21 protein-coding genes are annotated in these 22,107 nt (G+C 56.1%); 9 read left to right on the top strand and 12 right to left on the bottom strand.

What is annotated here, in order from left to right; all coding sequences use genetic code 11:
• Window positions 1-88: 88 nt before the first annotated feature.
• From cydD to cydX, 5 genes are all read left to right on the top strand, one after another.
• Entirely contained in the window at window positions 89-1,861 is a 1,773-nt protein-coding gene (gene cydD, locus ACO6TI_RS18620; protein WP_422383054.1) for a thiol reductant ABC exporter subunit CydD, read from the top strand.
• A complete protein-coding gene (cydC, locus tag ACO6TI_RS18625) occupies window positions 1,858-3,534 on the top strand; it encodes a thiol reductant ABC exporter subunit CydC (RefSeq protein WP_422383055.1) in 1,677 nt (558 codons plus the stop codon). Before cydD ends, cydC begins: the two co-directional genes overlap by 4 nt.
• Before the next feature lie 254 nt (window positions 3,535-3,788).
• A complete protein-coding gene (locus tag ACO6TI_RS18630; protein WP_422383056.1) occupies window positions 3,789-5,390 on the top strand; it encodes a cytochrome ubiquinol oxidase subunit I in 1,602 nt (533 codons plus the stop codon).
• A gap of 6 nt (window positions 5,391-5,396) precedes the next feature.
• Window positions 5,397-6,554 carry a cytochrome d ubiquinol oxidase subunit II gene (gene cydB, locus ACO6TI_RS18635; RefSeq protein ID WP_196879404.1) on the top strand — a complete coding sequence of 386 codons (1,158 nt, stop codon included), beginning with the start codon at window positions 5,397-5,399 and terminating at the stop codon, window positions 6,552-6,554.
• Between the two features lie 12 nt (window positions 6,555-6,566).
• Entirely contained in the window at window positions 6,567-6,692 is a 126-nt protein-coding gene (gene cydX, locus ACO6TI_RS18640; protein WP_082442831.1) for a cytochrome bd-I oxidase subunit CydX, read from the top strand.
• A gap of 48 nt (window positions 6,693-6,740) precedes the next feature.
• Here the strand turns inward: cydX and ACO6TI_RS18645 are convergent, their stop codons facing one another.
• Both ACO6TI_RS18645 and ACO6TI_RS18650 read right to left on the bottom strand, forming a co-directional pair.
• Window positions 6,741-7,622, bottom strand: a complete 882-nt coding sequence (locus ACO6TI_RS18645; RefSeq protein WP_055118419.1) for a DUF5074 domain-containing protein — start codon at window positions 7,620-7,622, stop codon at window positions 6,741-6,743.
• 125 nt (window positions 7,623-7,747) lie between these two features.
• Window positions 7,748-8,290: a peroxiredoxin gene (locus tag ACO6TI_RS18650; RefSeq protein WP_422383057.1), complete on the bottom strand. Its 543-nt coding sequence runs from the start codon at window positions 8,288-8,290 to the stop codon at window positions 7,748-7,750.
• 512 nt (window positions 8,291-8,802) lie between these two features.
• Between ACO6TI_RS18650 and ACO6TI_RS18655 the strand changes: the two genes are divergently transcribed.
• Genes ACO6TI_RS18655 through ACO6TI_RS18665 form a run of 3 tightly spaced genes read left to right on the top strand, consistent with a single transcriptional unit; the run spans window position 8,803 to window position 11,910 of the window.
• Entirely contained in the window at window positions 8,803-9,276 is a 474-nt protein-coding gene (locus ACO6TI_RS18655) for a TRAP transporter small permease subunit (protein ID WP_409858037.1), read from the top strand.
• Window positions 9,273-10,829 (top strand): TRAP transporter large permease, encoded by a 1,557-nt coding sequence (locus tag ACO6TI_RS18660; RefSeq protein ID WP_196892672.1) that lies wholly within the window; start codon window positions 9,273-9,275, stop codon window positions 10,827-10,829. The genes ACO6TI_RS18655 and ACO6TI_RS18660 overlap by 4 nt, the downstream gene beginning before the upstream one ends.
• Before the next feature lie 16 nt (window positions 10,830-10,845).
• Window positions 10,846-11,910, top strand: a complete 1,065-nt coding sequence (locus ACO6TI_RS18665; RefSeq protein WP_108872603.1) for a TRAP transporter substrate-binding protein DctP — start codon at window positions 10,846-10,848, stop codon at window positions 11,908-11,910.
• Window positions 11,911-11,914: 4 nt separating this feature from the next.
• On the opposite strand, the gene ACO6TI_RS18670 is transcribed toward ACO6TI_RS18665, so the two are convergent.
• The 8 genes from ACO6TI_RS18670 to ACO6TI_RS18705 all read right to left on the bottom strand — a co-directional run bounded on the left by ACO6TI_RS18670 (window position 11,915) and on the right by ACO6TI_RS18705 (window position 19,110).
• A complete protein-coding gene (locus ACO6TI_RS18670) occupies window positions 11,915-12,037 on the bottom strand; it encodes a hypothetical protein (protein WP_422383058.1) in 123 nt (40 codons plus the stop codon).
• A gap of 323 nt (window positions 12,038-12,360) precedes the next feature.
• On the bottom strand, window positions 12,361-13,353 hold the full coding sequence (locus ACO6TI_RS18675; RefSeq protein ID WP_422383059.1) for a Gfo/Idh/MocA family protein: 993 nt from the start codon (window positions 13,351-13,353) through the stop codon (window positions 12,361-12,363).
• On the bottom strand, window positions 13,350-14,237 hold the full coding sequence (locus tag ACO6TI_RS18680) for a TIM barrel protein (RefSeq protein ID WP_108872602.1): 888 nt from the start codon (window positions 14,235-14,237) through the stop codon (window positions 13,350-13,352). Before ACO6TI_RS18680 ends, ACO6TI_RS18675 begins: the two co-directional genes overlap by 4 nt.
• Before the next feature lie 19 nt (window positions 14,238-14,256).
• Window positions 14,257-15,090, bottom strand: a complete 834-nt coding sequence (locus ACO6TI_RS18685) for a carbohydrate ABC transporter permease (RefSeq protein ID WP_055118405.1) — start codon at window positions 15,088-15,090, stop codon at window positions 14,257-14,259.
• Window positions 15,087-15,992, bottom strand: a complete 906-nt coding sequence (locus ACO6TI_RS18690; RefSeq protein WP_055118403.1) for a carbohydrate ABC transporter permease — start codon at window positions 15,990-15,992, stop codon at window positions 15,087-15,089. The genes ACO6TI_RS18685 and ACO6TI_RS18690 overlap by 4 nt, the downstream gene beginning before the upstream one ends.
• A gap of 173 nt (window positions 15,993-16,165) precedes the next feature.
• Window positions 16,166-17,383, bottom strand: a complete 1,218-nt coding sequence (locus ACO6TI_RS18695) for an ABC transporter substrate-binding protein (protein WP_055118401.1) — start codon at window positions 17,381-17,383, stop codon at window positions 16,166-16,168.
• Between the two features lie 27 nt (window positions 17,384-17,410).
• Window positions 17,411-18,382: an alpha/beta hydrolase gene (locus ACO6TI_RS18700; protein ID WP_422383060.1), complete on the bottom strand. Its 972-nt coding sequence runs from the start codon at window positions 18,380-18,382 to the stop codon at window positions 17,411-17,413.
• On the bottom strand, window positions 18,379-19,110 hold the full coding sequence (locus tag ACO6TI_RS18705) for a GntR family transcriptional regulator (protein ID WP_422383061.1): 732 nt from the start codon (window positions 19,108-19,110) through the stop codon (window positions 18,379-18,381). Before ACO6TI_RS18705 ends, ACO6TI_RS18700 begins: the two co-directional genes overlap by 4 nt.
• A gap of 182 nt (window positions 19,111-19,292) precedes the next feature.
• Between ACO6TI_RS18705 and ACO6TI_RS18710 the strand changes: the two genes are divergently transcribed.
• Window positions 19,293-20,360 (top strand): sn-glycerol-3-phosphate ABC transporter ATP-binding protein UgpC, encoded by a 1,068-nt coding sequence (locus ACO6TI_RS18710; protein WP_350184548.1) that lies wholly within the window; start codon window positions 19,293-19,295, stop codon window positions 20,358-20,360.
• 184 nt (window positions 20,361-20,544) lie between these two features.
• On the opposite strand, the gene ACO6TI_RS18715 is transcribed toward ACO6TI_RS18710, so the two are convergent.
• Both ACO6TI_RS18715 and ACO6TI_RS18720 read right to left on the bottom strand, forming a co-directional pair.
• Entirely contained in the window at window positions 20,545-20,874 is a 330-nt protein-coding gene (locus ACO6TI_RS18715) for an L-rhamnose mutarotase (RefSeq protein WP_422383062.1), read from the bottom strand.
• A 47-nt stretch (window positions 20,875-20,921) separates the two neighbouring features.
• On the bottom strand, window positions 20,922-22,034 hold the full coding sequence (locus tag ACO6TI_RS18720; RefSeq protein WP_350184547.1) for a mandelate racemase/muconate lactonizing enzyme family protein: 1,113 nt from the start codon (window positions 22,032-22,034) through the stop codon (window positions 20,922-20,924).
• Window positions 22,035-22,107 lie beyond the last annotated feature (73 nt).

The following is a 22,107-nucleotide window of genomic DNA, read 5'->3' on the forward strand; positions in this document are numbered from 1 at the left end:
CAGTGACGCAAACCATGATTGACGGGGAGACAATCCTGATCGTTGCGCAAATACGCGTCATACGGTTTGCGGTGCACTGGGGAAGGACTTGGAAAACAGCGGAAAAAGTGGCCAGGAGATCGGTGATGCCGACATCTCCGAAAAAACGGCGCTGAACCGGGCCGGGACAATTCTGGCGGTCGCCGATCTTCTCTGGATTCCGCAGGCCGGCCTCATTGCATGGCCACTTGGTCTGGTCCTTTCAGATGTAACCGTCGACAGCCAAGGCGCAAATTCAGAGCTGCCGGTTGTGCTCCTGACATGTGTCGCCGGTCTTGTCATGATCGCTCTCATTCGAGTGTATCTGCAGATACTGGCTCAGGGCCAGGCTCAACGAGCGGCTCGGCGCATTCAGAAGAAGGCACGTGGGGACCTCCTTTTTGCGGCGATAGCACGTTCACCGGCGCAGAGTTTTCCGCCGTCAGGCGCCTTTGCTGCGCATGTCACCGATCAGGTCGATCTGCTCGGTCCCTATTACCGGAACTATTGGCCACAATTTATGAGGCTGAAGCTGGTTCCGCTCGCAATTGTCCTTGTGACGGCTTGGTTCAGTTGGCTTGCGGCGTTGATCCTCGTGATCAGCGGCCCTGTCATACCGGTTTTCATGGCATTGATCGGTGCGCGCGCCAAGACTGCCAGCGCCGATCAGCAGGAGGAACTGGCACGACTAAGCGGTATGCTTCTGGACCGGATAAGAGGATTGGAGACACTTGTCCTGTTCGGCGCGGTTGGAAACTCGAGATCCGAAATCCGTGATGCCGGTGAACGCTTCAGACTCGGCACCATGCGGGTTTTGAAGGTCGCCTTCCTGTCGTCGACTGTCCTGGAGTTGTTTTCCGCTCTAGGGATTGCCTTTTCGGCAGTTTATGTCGGGTTTTCGCTGCTTGGTGATATCGAGATCGGTGTCTGGGGGAAGTCGCTCGGGTACGCGCAAGGATTGTTTATCCTGTTGTTGGCGCCCGAGTTTTTTGCGCCTTTGCGATCTTTTTCCGCTGCTTACCATGACCGTGCAGCTGGGCTTGCCGCTCGTCAGAAATTGTCTGAAATGCTGGATGCTATCGATACGCCGGCTGCTGCTGTCTCCGTGGTGAGGACAGCCGTTGAGCCGCAAATGCACCAGGACAAGAAATGGCTTTTCGAAGCTCCCGGCATTTCCTTTGGCAACGTAACGATCGATCTGGCAGGTCGCAAAGTATTCGACCGGTTCAATTGTCGGATCGAGTCTGGCGAAACGCTGTTGATCACCGGCAGAAGCGGGTGCGGCAAGACGACCTTGTTGGATCTTGTCCTGGGCTTTCGAATGCCTGACAGCGGCAATGTGCTCGTTGACGGGGATGACATTTCAATGGTCGCGGACGCGTTGCGCCGGAAGGTCATGTATCTCGGGCAGGCGCCGCGGTTGTTCCATGGCAGCGTGAAGGCAAATCTGCTCAAGGCAATGCCGGATCCATCCGGGGTACAAGATGCCGACATCCAGTCTGCGCTGCACCTCGCAGGCGCCCAGGATTTGGTCAGCCGGCTGCCGCGCGGCCTGGCGACGCAACTTGGTGAAGACGGTTTTGGTCTGTCGGTCGGCGAAATCAGGCGGATCGCACTGGCGCGTGCCGCGATGCGCAAGGAAGCCAGGATACTGATTGTTGATGAACCCACTGCCGGCCTCGACCCGGACACTGCTGCGGATGTGATCGAAGGCTTGAAAATTCTGTCGAAGGAACGAACGTGCCTCATCGCGACCCATGACCCGGCCGTCCTGGAAATTTCCGGGCGACACCTTGATCTGGACATTGCAAAAACGCCTGTGGCGCCGGAGAACGTGAAATGACGGCTGTCTGGCAATTCATAAAGAGCCAGCAACGCTTCAGCAGGCTGCATTTCTGGGTCGGTATTGCGGTTTCCTTGTTGCCGGTTGCTGCGGGCATTCTTCTGCTAGGGGTCTCGGGCTGGTTCATCACGGCCGCGGCGCTGGCAGGACTGAGTGGTGCCTTTCTCAATATTTTCGCACCAAGCGCAATCATTCGCGCGCTTGCCATCATCAGGACAGCCGGACGCTACGGCGAACGCGTGCTGACCCATGATGCGACCTTCAGGTTCTTGACTGATTTGCGTAACCGCCTGTTTGAGGCCTACGCGATTGAGTCGGCGAAAAAGAAGCGGTCCGGAACCGTCTTGAACCGATTGACGGCGGACATAGACGCGCTCGATTCAGTCTACCTGCGTCTCGTGGTCCCAATCGTGCTTTCCGTGATCGTGGCGACTTTCCTGTTGGTCGTTTGGGCAACGGTTTCCCGGGCGGTTTTCACTGTTGGCCTGATCTTCATCGCGGCCTGGGCAATCCTTGCGTGGCGGTCTTTTGACAATTCTGAACGCAATACCGTTCGCCGGGCGGATGCCGCCTCAGATGCGATGCGTCTACGTGCGGCCGATCTTGCCGGGGGGAGGCGCGATATCGCCGTTTATGGCGGTCTTGGAGATGCTGCAGACCATATTCTGACAGCAGACGGCCGGTTGATGGAAGTTGAGGAAAAGCTGGAGCAACGGTCGAACCGGCTCGTCGGTTTATCGAGCCTGATCGGTCAGACTTTTCTTGCCTTTATGCTCCTTGTATGCGCCTGGGAGGTCGCGGATGGACACCTGACGCTTGCACCCGCCGTTGGCCTTGTTCTGGTGGTCATGGCTTTGCCCGAACTGTTTTCGGCAATGCTTCCTGGCCTGGCAAATCTGCCGCGAACGGAATTGGCTGCAGAACGTTCGATAGCGGCGCGAAGGAAGAATGCGGGAACTGAAGGATCAACGGCAAAACCGGAAGCGCCAAGTGAGCTGGAAGATACAACGGATGCTGTCCTACGTTTCGAATCGGTGCGCTTCAACTATCCTGGCGCGGCGCGGCCCATTCTGGATGGTCTGTCGTTGGAAATTGGGCACGGTGAGGTCGTGGCTGTTGCCGGGCGCAGCGGCTGTGGCAAGACCACGGTGGCCTCGCTCGCAGCTCGGCTTCTTGATGCCGACAAAGGCACAATCTGGCTGAACGGGACAGATATCAGGGATTTTTCCGAAAGTGACTTGCGCCGATCCGTAGCTGTTCTGAGCCAGCGGCCCTATCTTTTCAACGACACCATTGCTGCGAATTTGCGTATTGCCAATCCCGATGCCGGTGAGGCCGAGCTATGGGAAGCTCTGGAACGATCCGCCCTGGCTGAGCGAATTGCTCAGGATGGGGATGGACTGCAAAGCATTCTGGGCGAAGATGGGCTCGGATTGTCCGGAGGCGAGCAACGCAGGCTTGCGTTGGCGCGAGCCTTCCTGACGCGACCAAGCCTGTACGTTCTGGACGAAATGACAGAAGGTCTGGACGAGAACACAGGGGCCGAGGTTCTGGCGCGTTTTCTTGACTTCAGGACAGATCAGGCGGTCTTGATGATTGCGCACAAGGATCGTGAACTTGATGTTGCAGACCGTGTCGTTCGTTTGAGCGGCAGTGACACGCGGCTGCCCTGAATTGTTTCGTTTTTTCAAAGGATCCTGCCGCAGTTTTCTGCGATTTTAAGTTGTCGAATACGATCTGTCGCATTGACCTTGTGGTGTGGCTGCGCCACCATCCGAAGCAGTTAGTGTATTGCTCTGAACCGGTTTTTTGACGGGAACGGAATGCGCGTCCTTGCTTGAAAGAGTGTGAGGGAAGTGGCACCGGATCGGTTCAGAGGTCCGCCTGACCTTGAGCTCAAGCCGCCGGCTTGAAGAGGGGGAATACAATGGAACTAAGCGTCGTCGATCTGTCACGGCTGCAATTCGCCATGACCGCGCTCTACCACTTTCTGTTCGTACCCTTGACCATTGGGTTGTCCATTCTGCTCGCGACTATGGAAACGGTCTATGTGATGACCGGCCGCGAGATCTGGAAGCGCATGGTCAAATTCTGGGGCACGCTCTTCGGAATCAATTTTGTTCTCGGCGTCGCAACCGGGCTGACAATGGAATTTCAGTTCGGTATGAACTGGGCCTATTTCAGCCAGTATGTCGGGGATGTTTTCGGAGCTCCGCTTGCGATTGAAGGGCTGATGGCCTTCTTTATGGAAGCAACCTTTGTCGGCCTTTTCTTCTTCGGTTGGGACAAGCTTTCCAGGCGGCAGCACCTTGCAGCGACCTGGGCCGTGGCAATTGGAACGAATTTTTCAGCGCTCTGGATCCTGATCGCAAACGGCTGGATGCAGAACCCGATCGGTGCCGAATTCAATCCCGACACCATGCGCATGGAAGTCAGCAGCTTCTTTGACGTGCTTTTCAATCCGGTTGCCCAGGCCAAGTTCGTTCACACGGTATCGGCAGGTTACGTGACGGCTGCCCTTTTCATGCTGGGTATATCCGCCTGGTACATGCTGCAGGGCAGGCATCTGCAAATCGCCAAGCGCTCCATGACAATTGCCGCGGCATTCGGTTTTGCTTCAGCGCTTTCAGTCGTCGTCCTCGGTGATGAAAGCGGCTATGAGGCCAATCTGAACCAGAAGATGAAGCTCGCGACAATAGAGGCCATGTGGCATACCGAGCCGGCTCCAGCGGCCTTCAACGTTGTTGCATGGCCCGATATGGAAAATCGCGAGAATATTTTCGCGATCGAGGTGCCGTATGTCATGGGACTTATTGCAACACGGTCGCTCGATACGATCATTCCCGGTATCCACGAGCTGGTTGACCGGTCCAAGGACAGGATCCGCCAGGGCGCGGTCGCCTGGGACGCGCTGCAGAAAATCAGAGAAAATCCCGACACAGTGTCTGAAGAGGTCCGTGAGACGTTTCGATACAACGCCAATTCACTCGGGTATGCCTATCTGCTTCTTCCCTATACCGACAACCCGATGGAAGCGACCACCGAGCAGATTGACGAGGCTGCATGGTCGACCGTTCCGAACGTCTTTCCGATGTTCTATGCCTTTCGCATCATGGTCGCTTGCGGCTTCTTCTTCATCCTGTTGACATCGGTCTTCTTCTACTACTCTTCGGCCGGAAAACTCGATGTCCTGAGGGAAAAGCGGCGCTGGCTCCTGCATGTTGCCGTCTGGTCGATACCGCTTCCCTGGGTTGCTTGCGAGATGGGCTGGTTTGTTGCCGAATACGGTCGCCAGCCGTGGATCATCGAAAGCATGTTGCCGACGTCGGCGGCAGTTTCAAGTCTGTCCGTGGTGGAAGTTCTCCTCACGCTGGCCGGGTTTGTTCTCTTGTACAGCACGCTTCTGGTGATCGAGGTCACGTTGATGTTCAAGTACATAAAGATCGGCCCTGACGATGGTGAAGAGTCAGAAGTGACGCCGGCATCAGTACGCCCCGTATCCGGCACAGTCCCAGTTCCTGCGGAGTAAAGCGCGATGATCCTCTATGAATTGATCGACTACTCGACGCTGAAAGTCATCTGGTGGGTGCTGCTCGGTGTGCTTCTGATCGCATTCGCCGTAACCGATGGTTTCGACATGGGAGTAGGGGCCTTGCTGCCCTTCATTGCCGAGACGGATATCGAACGAAGGGTGGTGATCAACACGATCGGAGCGACCTGGGAGGGAAACCAGGTCTGGTTCATACTCGGTGGCGGAGCCATCTTCGCCGCTTGGCCACCTCTCTATGCGATCAGTTTTTCCGGTTTTTACCTTGCAATGTTCGTGGTGCTTGCCGCCATGATCCTGCGACCGGTCGCATTCAAATATCGGTCGAAGAAACCCGACCCCTCCTGGCGCAGCAGCTGGGACTGGGCACTCTTCATCGGCTCTTTTGTGCCTGCGCTCGTCTTCGGAGTTGCCGTCGGCAACGTGATGCTTGGTGTACCGTACTCGCTCGACAATGATTTGCGGATGACCTACGAGGGCTCGTTCTTCGGGCTGTTCTCGCCATTCCCGCTTCTGTGCGGCTTGTTGTCTGTCAGCATGCTGGTTATGCACGGAGCCGTCTGGCTTGTCATGCGGGCATCGGGTGAGATTGCGCGACGGGCCCGCAGATACGGAACAATAGCGGCGCTTTTTGCAATTATCCTCTTCGCGCTCGGCGGATATCTGGTGGCAAGCGGATATGTCGACGGTTTCAGGATTACGTCCGAAGTTGACCCCAACATGCAGGCCAATCCGCTCGCCAAACAGGCTGTTATCGAAGATGGAGCCTGGATGACCAACTATGTGACATATCCCTGGTTATGGCTCGTTCCCGGTCTGGGATTTCTCGGCTTGATCGGAACGCTGGTATTGCTTCAGACCCGTCTCGAAATGCTCATTTTCGTGTTTTCGAAATGGGCAATCGTCGGGATCATTGCGACGGTGGGCATTTCGATGTTTCCGTTCATTCTACCGTCTTCGGTACAGCCCGAAGCGAGCCTGACCGTCTGGGATGCGTCTTCAACGCACAGGACGCTGTTCAACATGCTGGTCGCAACATTGATCTTCCTGCCCATCATCCTTGTCTACACGGCATGGGTCTACAAGGTGCTCTGGGGCAAGGTCGACGAAGAAACGATCGAGCGCGACAATCACACGGCTTATTGAGGAGACAATCGCATGTGGTATTTTGCCTGGATCCTTGGAATGCCGCTGGCCTGCTGTCTGGCAATCCTGAATGCCATGTGGCTTGAACTCAGGTCAGATGACGAACGGCATGAACGGGAACGCCGTCAGCGTCTCTGAGTCCGGTCAAACTGGCCGGACCATGTGTCCGGCCGTTTCCATTCCGGCTCAGTTTATCGCGACCGTGTAGCGGACAATCCGGTTGTTGTCGCTGTCGGAGAAATAGTACTCGTTGCCCCGGATTGCGACGCCCTCCGGGTCATCGAATTGGTTCGCTCCCTTGCCAGGGCGACCTGTTCCGAGCACGCCGATTAGGACGGCTCCACCCTCGGCGTCCGGATCGATCATCAAGATGCGATGAGCGTCCTGATCTGCAACGACAAGCCTGCCGAAAGTATCGACATCGAGATACCTTGGTCCGTAAAACCCGAATTCCGGACCATCGACAGTCTGTAGTTTTTCCAGTTCAGGGGAATAACGAACAAGGCGGCGGTTGAAATTATCGGCGACCCAGACAGATCCGTCCGGTCCTTCGGCCACGTCGTGCGCTCCCGGGTGCGAGCCTGCAGTGGCAACAGCTTCGCCGTTTTCATAGGCGATCAACAGTCCGGTTCCCCCGGCCATGGCATAAATGCGGCCATTGCTGTGGGCAAGTGCGCCTTCGGTACGCGGTGCTGCCAGAACAGCGGTCGGTGCAATATCCAGCGTTTCCAGTCCGCTGTAGACAAAAACGCCGCCCGCTCCCGTCACCGCGACCGCGATACGTCCGTCAGGACCGAAGGAAACATCGTGAACACCGGGCAGTTTTCCCGAACTGTAACTTTCTACCAGCTCGAGTGAATCAGGATCGAGCACGGCGATCCGGTGGCCAAATTTGTCTGCAACGTAGAGACGGCCATCCGGACCGAAGGCAAGATCGTGTGGGTCGTTCAATTCTTCTGGTCCGGCCTTGTCGAAAGAGGCGAAGGGAGCTGGAGATTCTTGCCCTATAGCCGGGACCAAAAAAACGAAAGACGAAACGATGGCCGCCATCCCGACACACTTGCGCATTTGCAGTCTCCTCCATAACTACAAATGAAATAGGCGGCGCGATCGTCAAGACCAGAGGAAAAGAGACGCAAAAAAACCCTGGCGATTGGCCAGGGTTCTTCAGGCATCGGCATGATGTGCTCGGCCTACGCGGCTTCAATCTTGGCTGCTCTGAGCTGTTCCAGGATATTCTGCGGAGAAGAGACACCGTAAGGGTCGGTATTGCAATTGTCGGAGAAGCCGTCTTCTTCGAACCACTGCTCGACAACGCAGCTATCAACGACAGCGCCATAACGCCAGGACCGCATTCCGAAGCCGAGATTGTCCTTGGCGACAAGCATGCCCATCTTGCGTGTGAATTCGCCGGACCCGTCCGGAATCACCTTTGTGTTCTCAACACCTTGTGCCTTGGCCCACGCATTCATGACAAAAGCGTCGTTGACGGAAATGCAGTAGATCTCATCGATGCCCTCTGCCTGGAACTCACCATGGAGTTTTTCAAAATCCGGCAGCTGGAATGTAGAGCAGGTCGGGGTAAAGGCACCTGGAAGAGAAAACAGCACAACTCTCTTGTCGCCGAAGTAGTCGTCACTGGTTTTGTCTTCCCAGCGGAACGGATTTGGTCCCTCGATTGAATCGTCACGGACGCGGGTGCGAAAGGTAACGAAGGGAATTTTCTTGCCGAGCATGGTTGAACTCCGAATGTATCAATATCTTCAGGGCGACGGGATTTCATGACGGATACTGTGTTGAATTCCGGAACGGGTAAAACGCCCGCCGGGTGCAGAGCACCAAGCATCCGGTAGAAATCGCGTATCGAAGTTGCTGCATCGCCGCAAGGTGAATTTTTAACGTGAAATGAGTTAAATCCACACACCAGATTGAGGATGTCGAATTTGTAATGTATTGAAAAAATACAATAATTTCCATCATCGAAAATAAGCGAGCAGTCACATGGCGCCTGAGAGTCGCTTTGGAATGAGGCTTCATGCCGCACTGCACGGTCAGCATCTGAAGGCGGTGTATCAACGATTTGATTTCCATTCGCGGATCACGCTACCCGCACGGATCAAAACGCGAATGTTCGCTTAGGAAGTTCATCAGATGTCTGTATACAATTGCAGGATTGCTCCCTAGATTGATGCCGCCTCAAAAGGGCGATTCTGTATGGAAATCTGCAAGTGGCAGGATTTGAGTTTTGATGCGTGCTGTGTTTTCAGGTGTGCGCCGGATTTGCATGGTTCTTGCCGTGATCGTCTTTCTTGGACAATTGTCCATGGTTCTCATGCGCTACTTGCTGGGATTTGGCTTTCTTGAAATCCAGGATGCGGTCAACTATGCGTTTGCGGCTCTTGTCGCGTTGTCCGTGGCGGTGACTTTCAGCGCCGACAAACACGTGCGCGTCGATATCTTCCGTCAGAAACTGGGCGGGAATGCCAATCGGTGGATCGATTGGCTGGGAGACCTTTTCCTGGCACTGCCCGTATTTTCAATCATGATGTGGATGGCTTACCCCTTGGTGCGAAGTTCGTGGGTGATCCTTGAAGGTTCGCCGGAAACCGGCGGGTTGCCGGGCCTCTTTCTGGTCAAGACCTGCCTGCTTGTTCTGCCGACCCTGATAGTGCTTCTGACGCTCGTCAGGGTTATTGGTTTCTTTCGGCGGAATGCTTCATGAGCGCTGATATATTCTGGCTGTTGTTGATGACCGTGGCTGTCTTCTGCTGCATCTTGTCCGGTGTTCCCGTCTTGCTCGCAATCGCCGGTGCCTCGACACTGATCGCTCTATTGGCGGCGATGGTGGGGGACTTCGACCTGGTGTTTTTCCAGGCGGTACCGCAACGGGTCTTCGGTATCATGTCGAACCCGCTTTTGCTGGCGGTGCCCTTGTTCGTGTTCATGGGACTGCTTCTGGAAAAATCGCAGCAGGCGGAGCGGATGCTCAAAAGCCTTTCGACAGCACTGGGTGGAAATCAGTCGGCGCTCGGACTGTCCGTCGTGCTCGTAAGCGCGCTGATCGCAGCCTCGACCGGGATCATCGGCGCAACCATCGTCATGCTCGGAACCATCATGCTGCCGGCGCTCCTCAAGGCAGGCATCAACAAACACATGAGCAGCGGGCTGATCTGTGCCAGTGGAACCCTTGGACAGATTATCCCTCCTTCTATCGTCTTGATCTTGTTGGGGGACCAGGTCTCGAATGCCTATTTCGAGGCGCAACAGGAGGCGGGGAACTTCGCACCGGACCCTGTCACGGTTGGCGACCTGTTCGCCGGCGCATTGCTTCCGGGTCTCCTGCTGGTCGCGCTTTATGCCGGTTATGTCCTTTTCAGGCTGCGGCGCTCAGACACCCAACCGGACAACGCAATTGATCAGTCCCGGATCACTTTCCGGGAGCTGACCTGGAGCATTGCTCCAACGCTGGGGCTGATCATTGCCGTGCTTGGAAGTATTCTCGTCGGCATTGCCACGCCGACGGAAGCTGCCAGCGTCGGTGTTGCCGGTGCACTGCTGATCTCGGTTGGCGGGCAGGGGGGCACTGTCGGCCGGGTGGCCCTTGCCTGTGCCCTGCTGGCATTGTGTCTTTTGTTCCTGCGCCAGTCCGGCATTCTGGGGCTGGTGTTCGAAGCGGGAAAGATCAGCTGGACGGTCAAGTCGATCTATTCGGTTGCCCTGACAGCCATCGTACTTGGACTGCTCCTCACCATTTCCACCTCGCTTGTAAAAAACGGCGTGCTGCTGGCAGCGCTGCGTGAGACCGTGACCATAACCGGCATGATCTTCGGCATAGTGATCGCGGCGAGTATTTTGTCCCTGGTTTTCAGGGGGTTTGACGGCGACGAACATGTGGCCGAATTGCTGCAATCACTGCCGGGTGGCGCTTACGGCATGTTGTTGCTGACAATGCTGGTGATCTTTCTGCTTGGTTTCATTCTCGAATTCGTGGAAATCATATTCATTGTCGTGCCGATCGTCGGTCCGATCATCCTGCAGACAGATATCAGCCCCGTCTGGTTCGCCGTGCTGATTGCGCTTAACCTGCAGACATCATTCCTGACGCCACCATTCGGCTTCGCGCTGTTCTACTTCCGGTCCGTTGCGCCGGAAGACATTCGAACGTCGCAAATCTATGTCGCCGTGATACCGTTCGTGGCGATCCAGTTGCTGGCACTTGGCCTCGTTGCCGTCTTTCCGGCGCTCGCGACCTGGCTGCCCGGAGTTTTGTTTTGATCAGAGGAGATTTGACATGAAAAGACGGGATTTTCTGAGAGCAGGGGCGGTCGCCGCACCTGCAACGCTTCTGGCAGCGCCTGCTATTGCACAGGGCAAGGTGGAATGGAAGCTGCCGACATCCTTTCCAGCCAAGGCGCCCGGTGTCGGTACCAACGTAACGTCGTTTGCCGACCGCGTCGCGGCCATGTCCGACGGTCAACTGACCCTCAAGGTGTTTTCCGGAGGCGAACTGGTCCCGCCCTTCGGGGTCGAGGATGCCGTCGAACAGGGCACAGCCGAGATCGGTCATTCGACGCCCTATTATGCAGCTTCCAAGAACTCCGCATTGCACTTCTTTTCAGCCGTTCCCTTCGGTATGACCGCAGTGGAAACAACCGCCTGGCTCCGCTACGGCGGTGGGCAGGAGCTTTGGGACGGGATCTATGCCGAACGCGGTCTGAAACCCTTCTATTCCGGCAATTCCGGCGTCCAGGCCGCCGGATGGTTCAAGAAGCCTATCGAAAACCTTGATGATCTGGCTGGTCTTAACATGCGGATCGCAGGTCTCGGTGGAGAAGCCATGCGCAAGCTGGGCGTCAATGCCGTTTTGCTGCCGCCTCCGGAAATATTTCCGGCGTTCCAGTCCGGTGCGATCGATGCCGCCGAATGGGTCGGGCCGATGCTGGACATGGCTTTTGGCCTCCAGAAAGTTGCCAAATACTGCTACGTCCCGGCCTTCCACGAACCATCCGCAGCGCTGGAAATCGTCGTCAACAAGGACGCCTTTGACGGCCTGCCGACACATCTCCAGGCGGTCATCGCCAATGCAGCTGAAGCGACGTCTGTCGAAACGACGGCACAATTCGACTATTTCAATGCAGTCGCCATGCAGAAGCTGAAGTCGGAGGGCGTGACTTTCGGTGCGTTCCCCGAAGATGTGATTGCGGCACTGAAGAAAGCAGTCAGCGAAGTCATGGCTGAAAATGCTTCCGCCAATCCAAAATTCGCCGAAGTCCAGAAGAGCTACGATGCATTTCTGGATCTTGCAAAAGACTATGCCATCGAAGTGAAAGCGGCCACCTTCACACAACGGGTCTGACAAATCAGGTTTCGGCGGCATGCCATTCATGTCCGCCGGAACCGCCATTCAGCCCGATCCTGCCGGGTGATGTGATGCCGGCAATGCCCTGGGTTCCAGGACGAACCGGGCGATCAGAACTGGCCAATGACCGTGTTCTTGATGTCGGTTTAGGATTGCCTGGCTGCAGTTTTACCCTGGTTGCCTCCTGCCGCTGTTGCATCCGGCCGGGCCAGTAGAGTGCGGCCAGTGGTGTTGTCGAACCGGTCGTCGCGGGCCAGATCAGTTCTGCGACAGATCAATTTTCCGATCAGTTCTGTCGTGAGCGAAAATGACAAGGCAGATGTTTCGTCGTCGCCGATATTCCTTGAAAATGGTCGTTGCCGGCGCGAGCCCGGCGGGCGATCGATCTGTCGACCGACCACCCGCCAGTTAGCCGCACATACCGGGGGAACGCGGTCTGCGGCTTGTTCAAATGAGAGCAATCATGCGCTCCAGATTTACCATTGCCCGCACACCGTCCCTGATATCCGGGGCGTTCGACGGGCCTCCTTTCAACGCATTTGCGACGTCTGCGATGAGCGCGTTGTAGCCTTTGTGGTCCTCGTTTGCGGCGGCGGTGAAATTTGGTGTCCAGGACAGGGTGTCCGCGCCAACTAGCAATGTTGCTGCAGGGTCTTCTGCCTTGAAGGGCGGATCGCGATAGCAGGCCACATTGATGATGTTGTCCACTTCGAGACGAACATGGTCACCCATGATCTGGATAAATTCCATCGGTGTGCCGCGTGATTGAACAGTTCCCATAATGACTGTCCCGATGACCCCGTTTCCGCATTCAAAATTGAGATGGAAGAGAAGGTGGCCGGGCTTGGGCTCATTCTTGCGAAGTGCCATGTCGGTAAAGTCCGAACCGGCAAACCAGGGAATCAGGTCCATGTAGTGGACACAGTGATGGAGATAGAAGCCTGAAAAATCGACTTCACCGGCAAAATAGGTCGGGGCGGTCATGTAGGTTCCCGAGACACCCAGAACATCTCCAAAATTGCCGCTTTTCAAATAGTTGCCGGCAATTCTGTTGCCGGTCGAATACCGTTTCATGAACCCGAGCAGAACAGGTTTTCCATATTTGTCGGATGCCGAAGCAATTTCCGCCGTGTCGCCCGCATTTTTTGCAGGCGGCTTTTCCAGGAAAACTGGAAGGCCCTGCTTCAGAGCTTCGATTGAGGCAACATGGTGAAGGTCCGGCCCCACCGCCATGCCGATGGCATCAAGTCCCTTGTGAGCAATCAGGTCGCGATAGTCGGCATAGACTTCATCTGCGCCATACTGCCAGGCAGCACGCGCAGCTGCTTCCGTATTGACGTCGCACACCGCTGCAACTCTGAGGTCGTTGCGTCCGAGTTGCGGAATGAGCATCTGTGTGGCATGGCGACCGCATCCGATCCATCCGATATTCAACGTCATTGGTTCGATCCCGCCATGGCCAGACAGGACCTGATGAGGGCAAGCCCCGTCCTGAGTTTTTCAGTTTCGTCTTCCCGCGGTGCGCGCCAATGGGCAATCGGCAGACCGACCCTGTCGTCGTCGCGGCGGAATGGTTCGAGCGAAATCGGGCCGTCATATCCGGTGTCCACGAGTGCTCGCATGATGGCCGGCCAGTCCAGATGTCCGGTTCCCGGAAAGCCACGATGATTTTCGTTGGCCTGAAAATGTACGATCCGGGATCCTGCAGCGTGGATGGCACCTGTGATGGAGCGTTCTTCCATGTTCATGTGAAATGTGTCCAGAACAATGCCAAGGCCGGGTGAGGACACCGCGTCCACGACCTCGATGGCCTGAGACGTTGTGGAGACGATATCGGTTTCGAACCTGTTCAGGGCTTCCAGCGCAAGGACGCAGCCCGCCTTTGCTGCGAAAGGAGACACATTCGCAAGCCCTTCCTTTGTGCGGTCCGATCGCGCTCTTATTTGCTCTGCACTCCAGGGGGCCGGAGCACGTCCGGCAAAGACCAGAGGTTCGCCGTAGAGCGGGCCGCCAATAACCCTTGCTCCAAGCTGCACCGCCACATCAACGCAGCGTTTCAGATACTCGATCCCACCCTTGCGGCAGGTGGCATCTTCGCTTGCGATGGATCGTTGAAGGTTGACACGGGCTGCAAGCACGACGTCAATTCCGGCGTCGTCCAGCGCCCGCCGTGTCTCTGTCAAGTCTAGGTTGTCACCGGGTTCTGGAACCAGCAGTTCGACAAAGTCGAATCCAAGATCACGAATGGACTGGAAGAGGCCGAGATTTTCGCGCGTGAACGGACGCACGAATTGCATGGAAATAATACCGACCGGATTTTTCACTTTGAGGCCCTGTGTGTTGTCATCCCTTGACCGCTCCTTGAGTAAGGCCGCTGATCAGGCGTTTTTGAACGATAAGGAATAGTATCGTGGCGGGCAGGGCGCCGATGATGCCGCCTGACGTCAGAAGACCCCACTCGACTTCGTATTCGCCGATAAGGGTCTGAATCGCGACTGTGATGGGTCTCACGTTCCGCCCGCCCAGGGTGAGGGCGTAAAGATACTCGTTCCATGCGGTGATGAAGATATAGATACCTGTTGCGATGATGCCCGGTGTGCAAAGTGGCAGCACGACTCGCCACAAGGCTCCGAGGCGACTGCAGCCGTCTGTCATCGCTGCTTCGTCCAGGCTTCTGGGAATACCGTTCATGTAGCTGGTCATCATCCAGACTGAAAACGGAATGGCTACCGTGGCATTGGCAATGATGAGGGCCAGATGCGTATCCAGGATGCCGAGGACCCGCATCATCACGAAAAGTGGCAGGATCAGAAGCACGACAGGAAACATGTTGATGATGAGGAATTGCAGCAGAAGATACCGCTTGCCGCGGAATGAAAAGCGCGAAAAGGAATAAGCGGCGGTGACCGAAAGGGTGAGGCCAACCACGACAGTTCCCGCTGCGATAATGAAGGAATGAACCAGATTTGTGAGGAAGCCGACCGTAGCGAACAGCCGGACGTAGTTTTCAATTGTCGCTCCGACCAGGCTCGGCCCTTCCGTGAATAATCGGTCTTCCGATGTCAGCGAGGTCAGAAGCATCCACAGATAAGGGCCAAGGGTGAAAGTCAGAATTGCCAGCATCGGCAGATCGACGGTTAGCAGGCGCTTCACAAGGGATTTTCGGCCGACCATCAATCGATCCCCCGTCCTGCACGGCGCAGATAAACGACAACAAGTCCAAGCAGCATTAGAGTGAAAAGGACGGCCAGCGAAGATCCGTAACCGAAGTCGAGATTGGTTCGCGCCTTGATGAAGGCATAAAGAGGCAACGTGTACGTGGCATAACCTGGACCTCCTCCGGTCATCACGAAAATGACGTCAATCGAGTTAGCGACCCAGATTGTCCGTAGCAGTACGGCAGTGATCAGAACACCGGAAATGCCCGGCAAGGTTATGTGCCAGAATTGTCGAAGTGTGCTGGCGCCATCCAGCGACGCCGCCTCGTAATAACTTTTTGGGATGGACTGGAGCCCTGCAAGAATCATGACCGCGAAGAAGGGAAAACCCTGCCAGGTAAGCGTCAGTATGATCGCATAAAGCGCGGTATCGGGATCGGCAAGCCAGGGAACGGAGGCCTTGATCAGTCCCAGCCTGAGCATGAATTCGTTCAGGATCCCGTAATTGGCGTCATATATCCAGACCCACATGAGCGCGATGACGACGCTGGGCAGTGCCCAGGGAATGATGACGAGCGCTCTGGCCAACGGACGCCAGGGAAATTCCTGATTGAGCAGCAAAGCTGTCGCGAGTCCAAGCAGGAGCTGGGCCGGGATGGTCAGCGCGATCCAGATGACGGTATGTTTCAGAGAAATCCAGAACACTTCGTCACCAAGGGCCGTGGCGAAGTTCTTGAGGCCCACAAACGTGAAATCCTTGGGTTTCCAAAGAATGTAGTCGTGCAGGCTCATCCAGGCAGCCTGGATCATCGGAAAGAAGACGATGGCGAGGGTAACCAGAACGGCAGGCGAAAGAAGTGCGTAGGGGAGCACTTTTCTGGCCAGGGCTGCCCGGCCCATCGGTTCGTTCATCGTGAGCATGTCTATCTGTCCGTCCGGAGCCGATGATGTGAGCGTGGCGTGCAATTTCGGGTTGGCGCATCCGGCGGTGTTTCCGAAGGCAGGTAAGAAATGCGGTCCATGAATTTCCCGTTGACGTGGTCACCTTGAAGCGGGGTGTTCGGCTCCGAACCGAACACCCCGCCACAGCAAGCTCACGGATTATAAAGTTTGTTGATTTCGGCGTTCATCTGCTCCGCGGTAATTTCTCCCGTCAGGGCACGTTGCATGTTCACCGGCCAGACCGTGTTTACGAAATCGGATGTTTCAGGCGTGTTCGGCAAGAGATTTGCGAATGGCAGGGAGCCGACGGTTGCATCGACAAAACGCTTTTCATGCAAGGTCCAGTTTTCGGAATCCGATTTGGTAACGGGAAGCTGTCCGGTCGCCATGTTGAATTCCTTGTTGTTGCCTTCGCTTGACAGAAACGAGATCCATTTCCAGGCAGCGTCCTTGTTTTGTGCCGACGAGAATATGGCTGTCGATTCATCGCCAAACGCCGTCCAGTGGCCACCACCGCACTCGGGAACCGGCGCAGCGGAAACGGCGTCGCCGAGAGCTTCGACCATGCCATTGGAAGATCCGATATGGTGAATGGTCATTGCCGTCTTGCCGGCCTTGAAAGCGCCTGTGACTTCCTTGAAGCCGTCATTGGGCGCCGATGGCGGGAAAACTTTGTCTTTCTGGAACAGATCAACCACCCACTGGGAACCTGCGACACCGGCCTCGCTCCCGAGGCTGTCCTTGGAAAAGTCGACACCGCTGCGGGACAGAACCAGGCTTCCCCAGTGATCGTGGCCACCTTTGCCTCCCCGGAAACCAAAGCCGTAAACGTCGGTTTGACCATCGCCGTCAGTATCGCGTGTCAACTTGATTGCCGCATCACGGAAGTCGTCACATGTCTTGGGAACTTCCAGGCCCAGTTCCTCGAACATGTCCTGCCGGTAGTACAGGTATAGAACCACGTACTGAACCGGCAGATAATAGGAGTTGCCGTCAGAAGCCTGTGCAAGGTTCAGGAGATTGTCCTGCAAGTCGGCTTTCCCTTCCCAGGCATCGATCCTGTCGCCGATCGGCTCCAGCGCGCCCATTTCAACAAGGCGGGGTTGGGCAAACATCTTCACCATTGCCGCATCGGGTGCATTGCCTGCCACGATCGACGTGTAGAGATTGTCGTAATAACTGTTCCAGGGAATGTTCTCGGCTTCAATCTTGATGCCCGGATTTTCTGCTTCGAATTTGGCGACAAGTTCGGACATCGGATTGTCGGCGTTGTCGAAATGATACCAGAACCTGACGGTTTCATCCGCCTGGGCGGCAGCGGTTCCGGCCAGCAGGCCGAGGGCCAGCGCGACCGATACGAGTTTGGGCATGACTTCCTCCTCTTGAATTTGTTTGTTTCAGTTACCTGTTAGTTCGCGAAAAGCCCTCCCGGCTTCCGTGGCAGCCAATCGTGCTTCGGGTAATTCGAGGCTCATTTGCATGAACCCATGGACGACGCCCGGATAAAGGATGTAGGGGTCCGTTCGGCCAAGGCTGCGCAGCCGCCGGACGAGATTTTCCGTATCAGAGCGAAGGGGATCGATTGCTGCCGCATTCAAAAAAAGCGGCGGAAGAGCAAGAAGCTGTGCGTCGCTTGCCTGCATTGGTGAAACCAGTGCAGTACTGCGTAGGTCCGTTTTGGCAACGTACCAGTCCCAGTAACGTTTCATTTTCTCTCGGGTCAGGCCCGGGCCGTCCCTTTGGTCGCAATAGGAGACGGTCTGAAAATTCGCATCGTAGACACCGTAAAATAGCAGCGCTGCGTCAGGAAGTGTCTTGCCATCAGCCTGCAGCGAGAGCAGCAGGGACAAGGCGAGGTTGGCTCCGGCGCTGTCGCCTGCAACAGCCGAAGGCCGCCCGCAATCGCGAAGTTTGTCGTGTCCGCCAAGAATTGCTTCCCAGACCGTCAAGCAGTCTTTCAGGCCGTCCGGATAGGGTGCTTCGGGCGCCAGCCGGTAGTCGAATGTCAGAACATGAGCCCTGGATTCAAGACCCAGGAGACGGGCTGCTCTTTCATGCGTATCGCGGCTGCACAATGCCCAGCCTCCACCGTGAATGAACATAATCAGCCCGTTTGCATTTGACGGGCTGAGCAATCTGCATTCGATCGTGTGACCTTCGGAAGCCGGAACTGCAAAATCGGTTGAAGTCATCTCCGGCAGGTCTGTATTCCAGCGCTGGTTGGTCTGCTCGGCCAGCGCGCGCGCCTCGACCGGCGAAAGCTGCGTTGGGTCACCCAGACCGGCGTCTTCCATGGCCAGTTTTTCCAGTAGCCACTGCATGCGCTCGGACGGTATGAGGTCAGAGGGAGTTGGCTCTGGCAAAGTCATTGGCCGGGCTCTGGTTTTTCCGCGTCGCCGGTCAGGATGCTGGGACCGAAATCAACGATTGTCGTGATGTGGTGGGACAATGCCTGGACAGCGTTTGTCTCATCTCCCTCAGCCAGGGCATCCAAAATGGCAACATGGCGCTCGGCAGTTTCCAGAAGCCCGCGGTTAGGCTCCGAATTCAGGATCTTGAATCGATGATTGTGGATCAGGCAGCGGCGCAGGATTGGACGCACGGTCGGCATGTCGGCGGCGCTGTAGAGGTTCAAATGAAAGTTCCTGTCGTGCAGTGACAACTGGTATTCGTCATCATTCTTGGCCGCCGCCCGCATTCCGTCGAGATCGGCCTCCAGTTCCTTTCGCAGGAACGGGCCAAAGCGGCTCAGCACCCGTGTGACGCCTCTACATTCAATGTCATGCCGGATCAGGATAAGCTCGCGTGCATCTTCAATTCGGCTGTCCGCGACGAAAGTGCCGCGATGATGCAGGCGTTCGACCAGACCATCGGTCTGAAGGAACATGAGAGCTTCGCGCACAGTACTTTGGCTGCATTCGAAACGGTTGGCGAGTTCCAGTTCCAGGATGGTCGTGCCGGGGGGGAGCTGCCCCAGCATGATTTCCTTTTGCAGGCTTTCAAAGATGACGTGGCTGCGCTTTGCGCTTCTGCGCATCTGCTGTCTGGCCCTGCCCATCTTGCTACTGCCCTGATCGTCGAAGCTTTCAGCCGCCATATCTCGTTTGATCTCTTGTGTATCGATAACGTTATCGATAATGTACCGATAATGTGATGCCGGTCAAGCCTGTGCGGCAAGTGGAGTGTGAGCGACCCCGGTGGAATGCCAAATGCGCCAGGGTCGCGAGACATGGCACAAGGCAGTGGCAGCAGGCGTGCTGAGAGTATTTGGAGGTGGACTTGGCCGAAATTCAACTTCAGGGGATTGTTAAGAAATATGGTGCGTTCTGCGCTGTGAAAGGGGTTGACCTTGAAGTCGAGGACGGAGAGTTCGTGGCATTTGTCGGTCCGTCAGGATGCGGCAAGAGCACACTCCTTCGCATGATTGCCGGTCTTGAGGAAATTACCGGAGGGCATCTCAAGATCGCCGGTAAGGTGGTGAATGATCTCGAGCCACGAGCGCGGGATATCGCGATGGTGTTCCAGGACTATGCGCTTTATCCGCACATGTCGGTTGCCGAAAACATCGGCTTTGGATTGAAGATGCGCGGAATGACGGCGGACGAACGGCAGTCACAAGTGGCACAGGCGGCCGACATCTTGCAGATCACCCAACTCCTGCACCGCAAACCCGGCCAGTTATCCGGCGGACAGCGTCAGCGCGTTGCGATGGGACGGGCAATCGTACGCCGGCCCAAGGTGTTCCTGTTTGACGAGCCCCTGTCGAATCTGGACGCCAAGTTGCGCGTGGACATGCGCACGCAGATCAAGCGTCTGCACGGTCTCCTCAAGACGACAACAATTTATGTCACCCATGACCAGGTCGAAGCGATGACGCTGGCGGACAGGGTGGTTATTCTCAAGGATGGTGAAGTGGTACAACAAGGGGCACCGGTCGACGTCTACACATCTCCGAAAACGCGATTTGTCGGGGAGTTTATCGGGTCGCCCAAGATGAACGTTCTGGATGGTACTTGCAGCACCGGGGAGGCCGGGGCGGCAATCAGGATCGGAGGCGTTCCGATTTCGTTGCCTGGGAAAAGATTTCCGGCGGAGGGAAAAATTCTTGTCGGCGTCAGGCCCGAGCATCTGACGCCTTGCGACGCGGGTGAAGCAATGTTTCAGACAACAATCGACGTTCTGGAACCGCTTGGGTCCGACACAATGGCAATCTGCATGCTGGATGGACAGGAATTGACTGCCCGTCTTGCTCCCGATCCTGCCTTGCGTCCGGGCAACGTACTTCATTTGAAGGTAAGCCCGCAGGATGTTCATCTGTTCGATGCTGAGACGCACCTGCGGCTTTGACGCTGGAAGGCTGAAGCAGTCGGTTCACCGCATTCAGGGGCAACCTTCAAGCGGCACACCTCATCAGACACAAGCAAGCGCGCAAGCCGTTTTATTTCTTTGTGAAACCAAGGTTCGCACCTTTCAGGTTAGGTACTTGAGAGGCCAGCTGGACACGTTCCTGTCAACGCACCTGGTTCCAATTTCAGTTGTAGTAGAAAACTTCTTCCATCATGGACCACTGCTCACCGTCCGCGCGTGATGCCAGGGGTTCCTGGCAGGGGTCGGTCAGCGTCCACCATCTCTGCGTTTCCGGGTCTTGCGCCATTCGTGCCATGTCAGCCGAAAAGTCCTCACCATGGTACTCGAGGTAGCCAAACAGAACGTTTTCCGGCTCGCGCAGAAAAATTGAATAATTGCGGATGTTGCTGCGGGAAATCTGCGCGAGAACACTTGGCCAGACGTCTGCGTGCAGTCGCTTGTATTCCTTAATCTTTTCAGCTCGAATGCCAACCATCATCCCGATACGTTGCATTTTCAATCCTTCATGTTCTGACAATCCATCCTTTGCATCATATGCGGCTAGGACGTCACACAGACGTTGTGACCTGGGTCCGAAAGGCGGCCAATCGCTTCCCAGTCCCAATCAATACCCAGGCCGGGCTCATCGGAAGGGATGGCGAAACCGTTCTTCACGTTCATCGGTTTGCGCGTCACGTCGTCGAGTTGGGGGATGTATTCCAGTGTAGGAGCGTTGGGTACCGCACAAACAAGCGCAACATGCAGTTCCATCAAAAAGTGCGGGCAAACAGGGACGTTGAATGCCTCAGCCATGTGGGCAATCTTGAGCCATGGCGTAATTCCGCCAACCCGTGCCACATCGGCCTGCACGATGTGGCAGGCTCCTCTTTCAAGGTAATCCTTGAATTGGCTCAGACTGTACATGCTTTCACCCACGGCAATCGGAACGCGTGAGCGTTGTGCGAGGACCTGATGCGCACCGATGTCATCCGCGCGCATTGGTTCTTCAAACCAGTCGATGCCGACATCTGCCAACATGTCCGCACGCCGGATCGCCTCCGCGAGATCAAATGACTGGTTCGCATCAACCTTCACGCGGAATGCGTCGCCAACGGCTTCCTTTACAGCTGCAAGCCTGCTGCGATCTTCGGCGATCGTGGGTTTTCCTATTTTTATTTTGGCACCGGTGAAGCCTGCGTCCTTCATCGCGACCGCATCGGCAACAAGCGCTTCTTGCGGAAGCTGCAACCAGCCTCCTTCGGTCGTGTAGAGCGGGACCGATTGCCTGACGCCACCAGCCAGGCGCCAAAGTGGCAGGTTGGCGCGACGGCAACGCAAATCCCAAAGGGCAGTGTCAATGCAGGCAAGCGAAAGGGATGTGATCGGGCCAACGGACGTTGCGTGGGTGGAAAACAGCAGATCTTGCCAGATGCCTCCGATTTCTTCTGCTTCTCGCCCCATCAATTTCGGCAGCAACGTTTCTCGCAAGAGGCTGATGATCGCCGGTCCACCTGACCCGATGGTATAGCTGTACCCGGTTCCGACGTTGCCGTCGGCATCGGTCAACCGGAGAATGGGCGTTTCCTGACTCACGAAGGCCTGGATAGCATCGGTGCGTTCGACCTTGGGCTTGAGGTCAACCATAGTCAATTCCGCCCGCTTGATCACTGCCATGCGCTGCTTCCTTCTCTTCGCCTCAGGTCAGATGCATCGACGTGGCCACGGCAACAAGAAGCAGCACGGACAG

Origin of the sequence: Roseibium album (assembly GCF_965233825.1) — a bacterium.
In the GTDB taxonomy this organism is placed as follows: domain Bacteria; phylum Pseudomonadota; class Alphaproteobacteria; order Rhizobiales; family Stappiaceae; genus Roseibium; species Roseibium album.

Coding starts and splice junctions, on each gene's coding strand:
- cydC (WP_422383055.1), top strand. CDS start 1,858: ATGACGGCTGTCTGGCAATTCATAAAGAGCCAGCAACGCTTCAGCAGG.
- ACO6TI_RS18630 (WP_422383056.1), top strand. CDS start 3,789: ATGGAACTAAGCGTCGTCGATCTGTCACGGCTGCAATTCGCCATGACC.
- cydB (WP_196879404.1), top strand. CDS start 5,397: ATGATCCTCTATGAATTGATCGACTACTCGACGCTGAAAGTCATCTGG.
- cydX (WP_082442831.1), top strand. CDS start 6,567: ATGTGGTATTTTGCCTGGATCCTTGGAATGCCGCTGGCCTGCTGTCTG.
- ACO6TI_RS18645 (WP_055118419.1), bottom strand. CDS start 7,622: ATGCGCAAGTGTGTCGGGATGGCGGCCATCGTTTCGTCTTTCGTTTTT.
- ACO6TI_RS18650 (WP_422383057.1), bottom strand. CDS start 8,290: ATGCTCGGCAAGAAAATTCCCTTCGTTACCTTTCGCACCCGCGTCCGT.
- ACO6TI_RS18655 (WP_409858037.1), top strand. CDS start 8,803: ATGCGTGCTGTGTTTTCAGGTGTGCGCCGGATTTGCATGGTTCTTGCC.
- ACO6TI_RS18660 (WP_196892672.1), top strand. CDS start 9,273: ATGAGCGCTGATATATTCTGGCTGTTGTTGATGACCGTGGCTGTCTTC.
- ACO6TI_RS18665 (WP_108872603.1), top strand. CDS start 10,846: ATGAAAAGACGGGATTTTCTGAGAGCAGGGGCGGTCGCCGCACCTGCA.
- ACO6TI_RS18675 (WP_422383059.1), bottom strand. CDS start 13,353: ATGACGTTGAATATCGGATGGATCGGATGCGGTCGCCATGCCACACAG.
- ACO6TI_RS18690 (WP_055118403.1), bottom strand. CDS start 15,992: ATGCTCACGATGAACGAACCGATGGGCCGGGCAGCCCTGGCCAGAAAA.
- ACO6TI_RS18695 (WP_055118401.1), bottom strand. CDS start 17,383: ATGCCCAAACTCGTATCGGTCGCGCTGGCCCTCGGCCTGCTGGCCGGA.
- ACO6TI_RS18700 (WP_422383060.1), bottom strand. CDS start 18,382: ATGACTTTGCCAGAGCCAACTCCCTCTGACCTCATACCGTCCGAGCGC.
- ACO6TI_RS18705 (WP_422383061.1), bottom strand. CDS start 19,110: ATGGCGGCTGAAAGCTTCGACGATCAGGGCAGTAGCAAGATGGGCAGG.
- ACO6TI_RS18715 (WP_422383062.1), bottom strand. CDS start 20,874: ATGCAACGTATCGGGATGATGGTTGGCATTCGAGCTGAAAAGATTAAG.
- ACO6TI_RS18720 (WP_350184547.1), bottom strand. CDS start 22,034: ATGGCAGTGATCAAGCGGGCGGAATTGACTATGGTTGACCTCAAGCCC.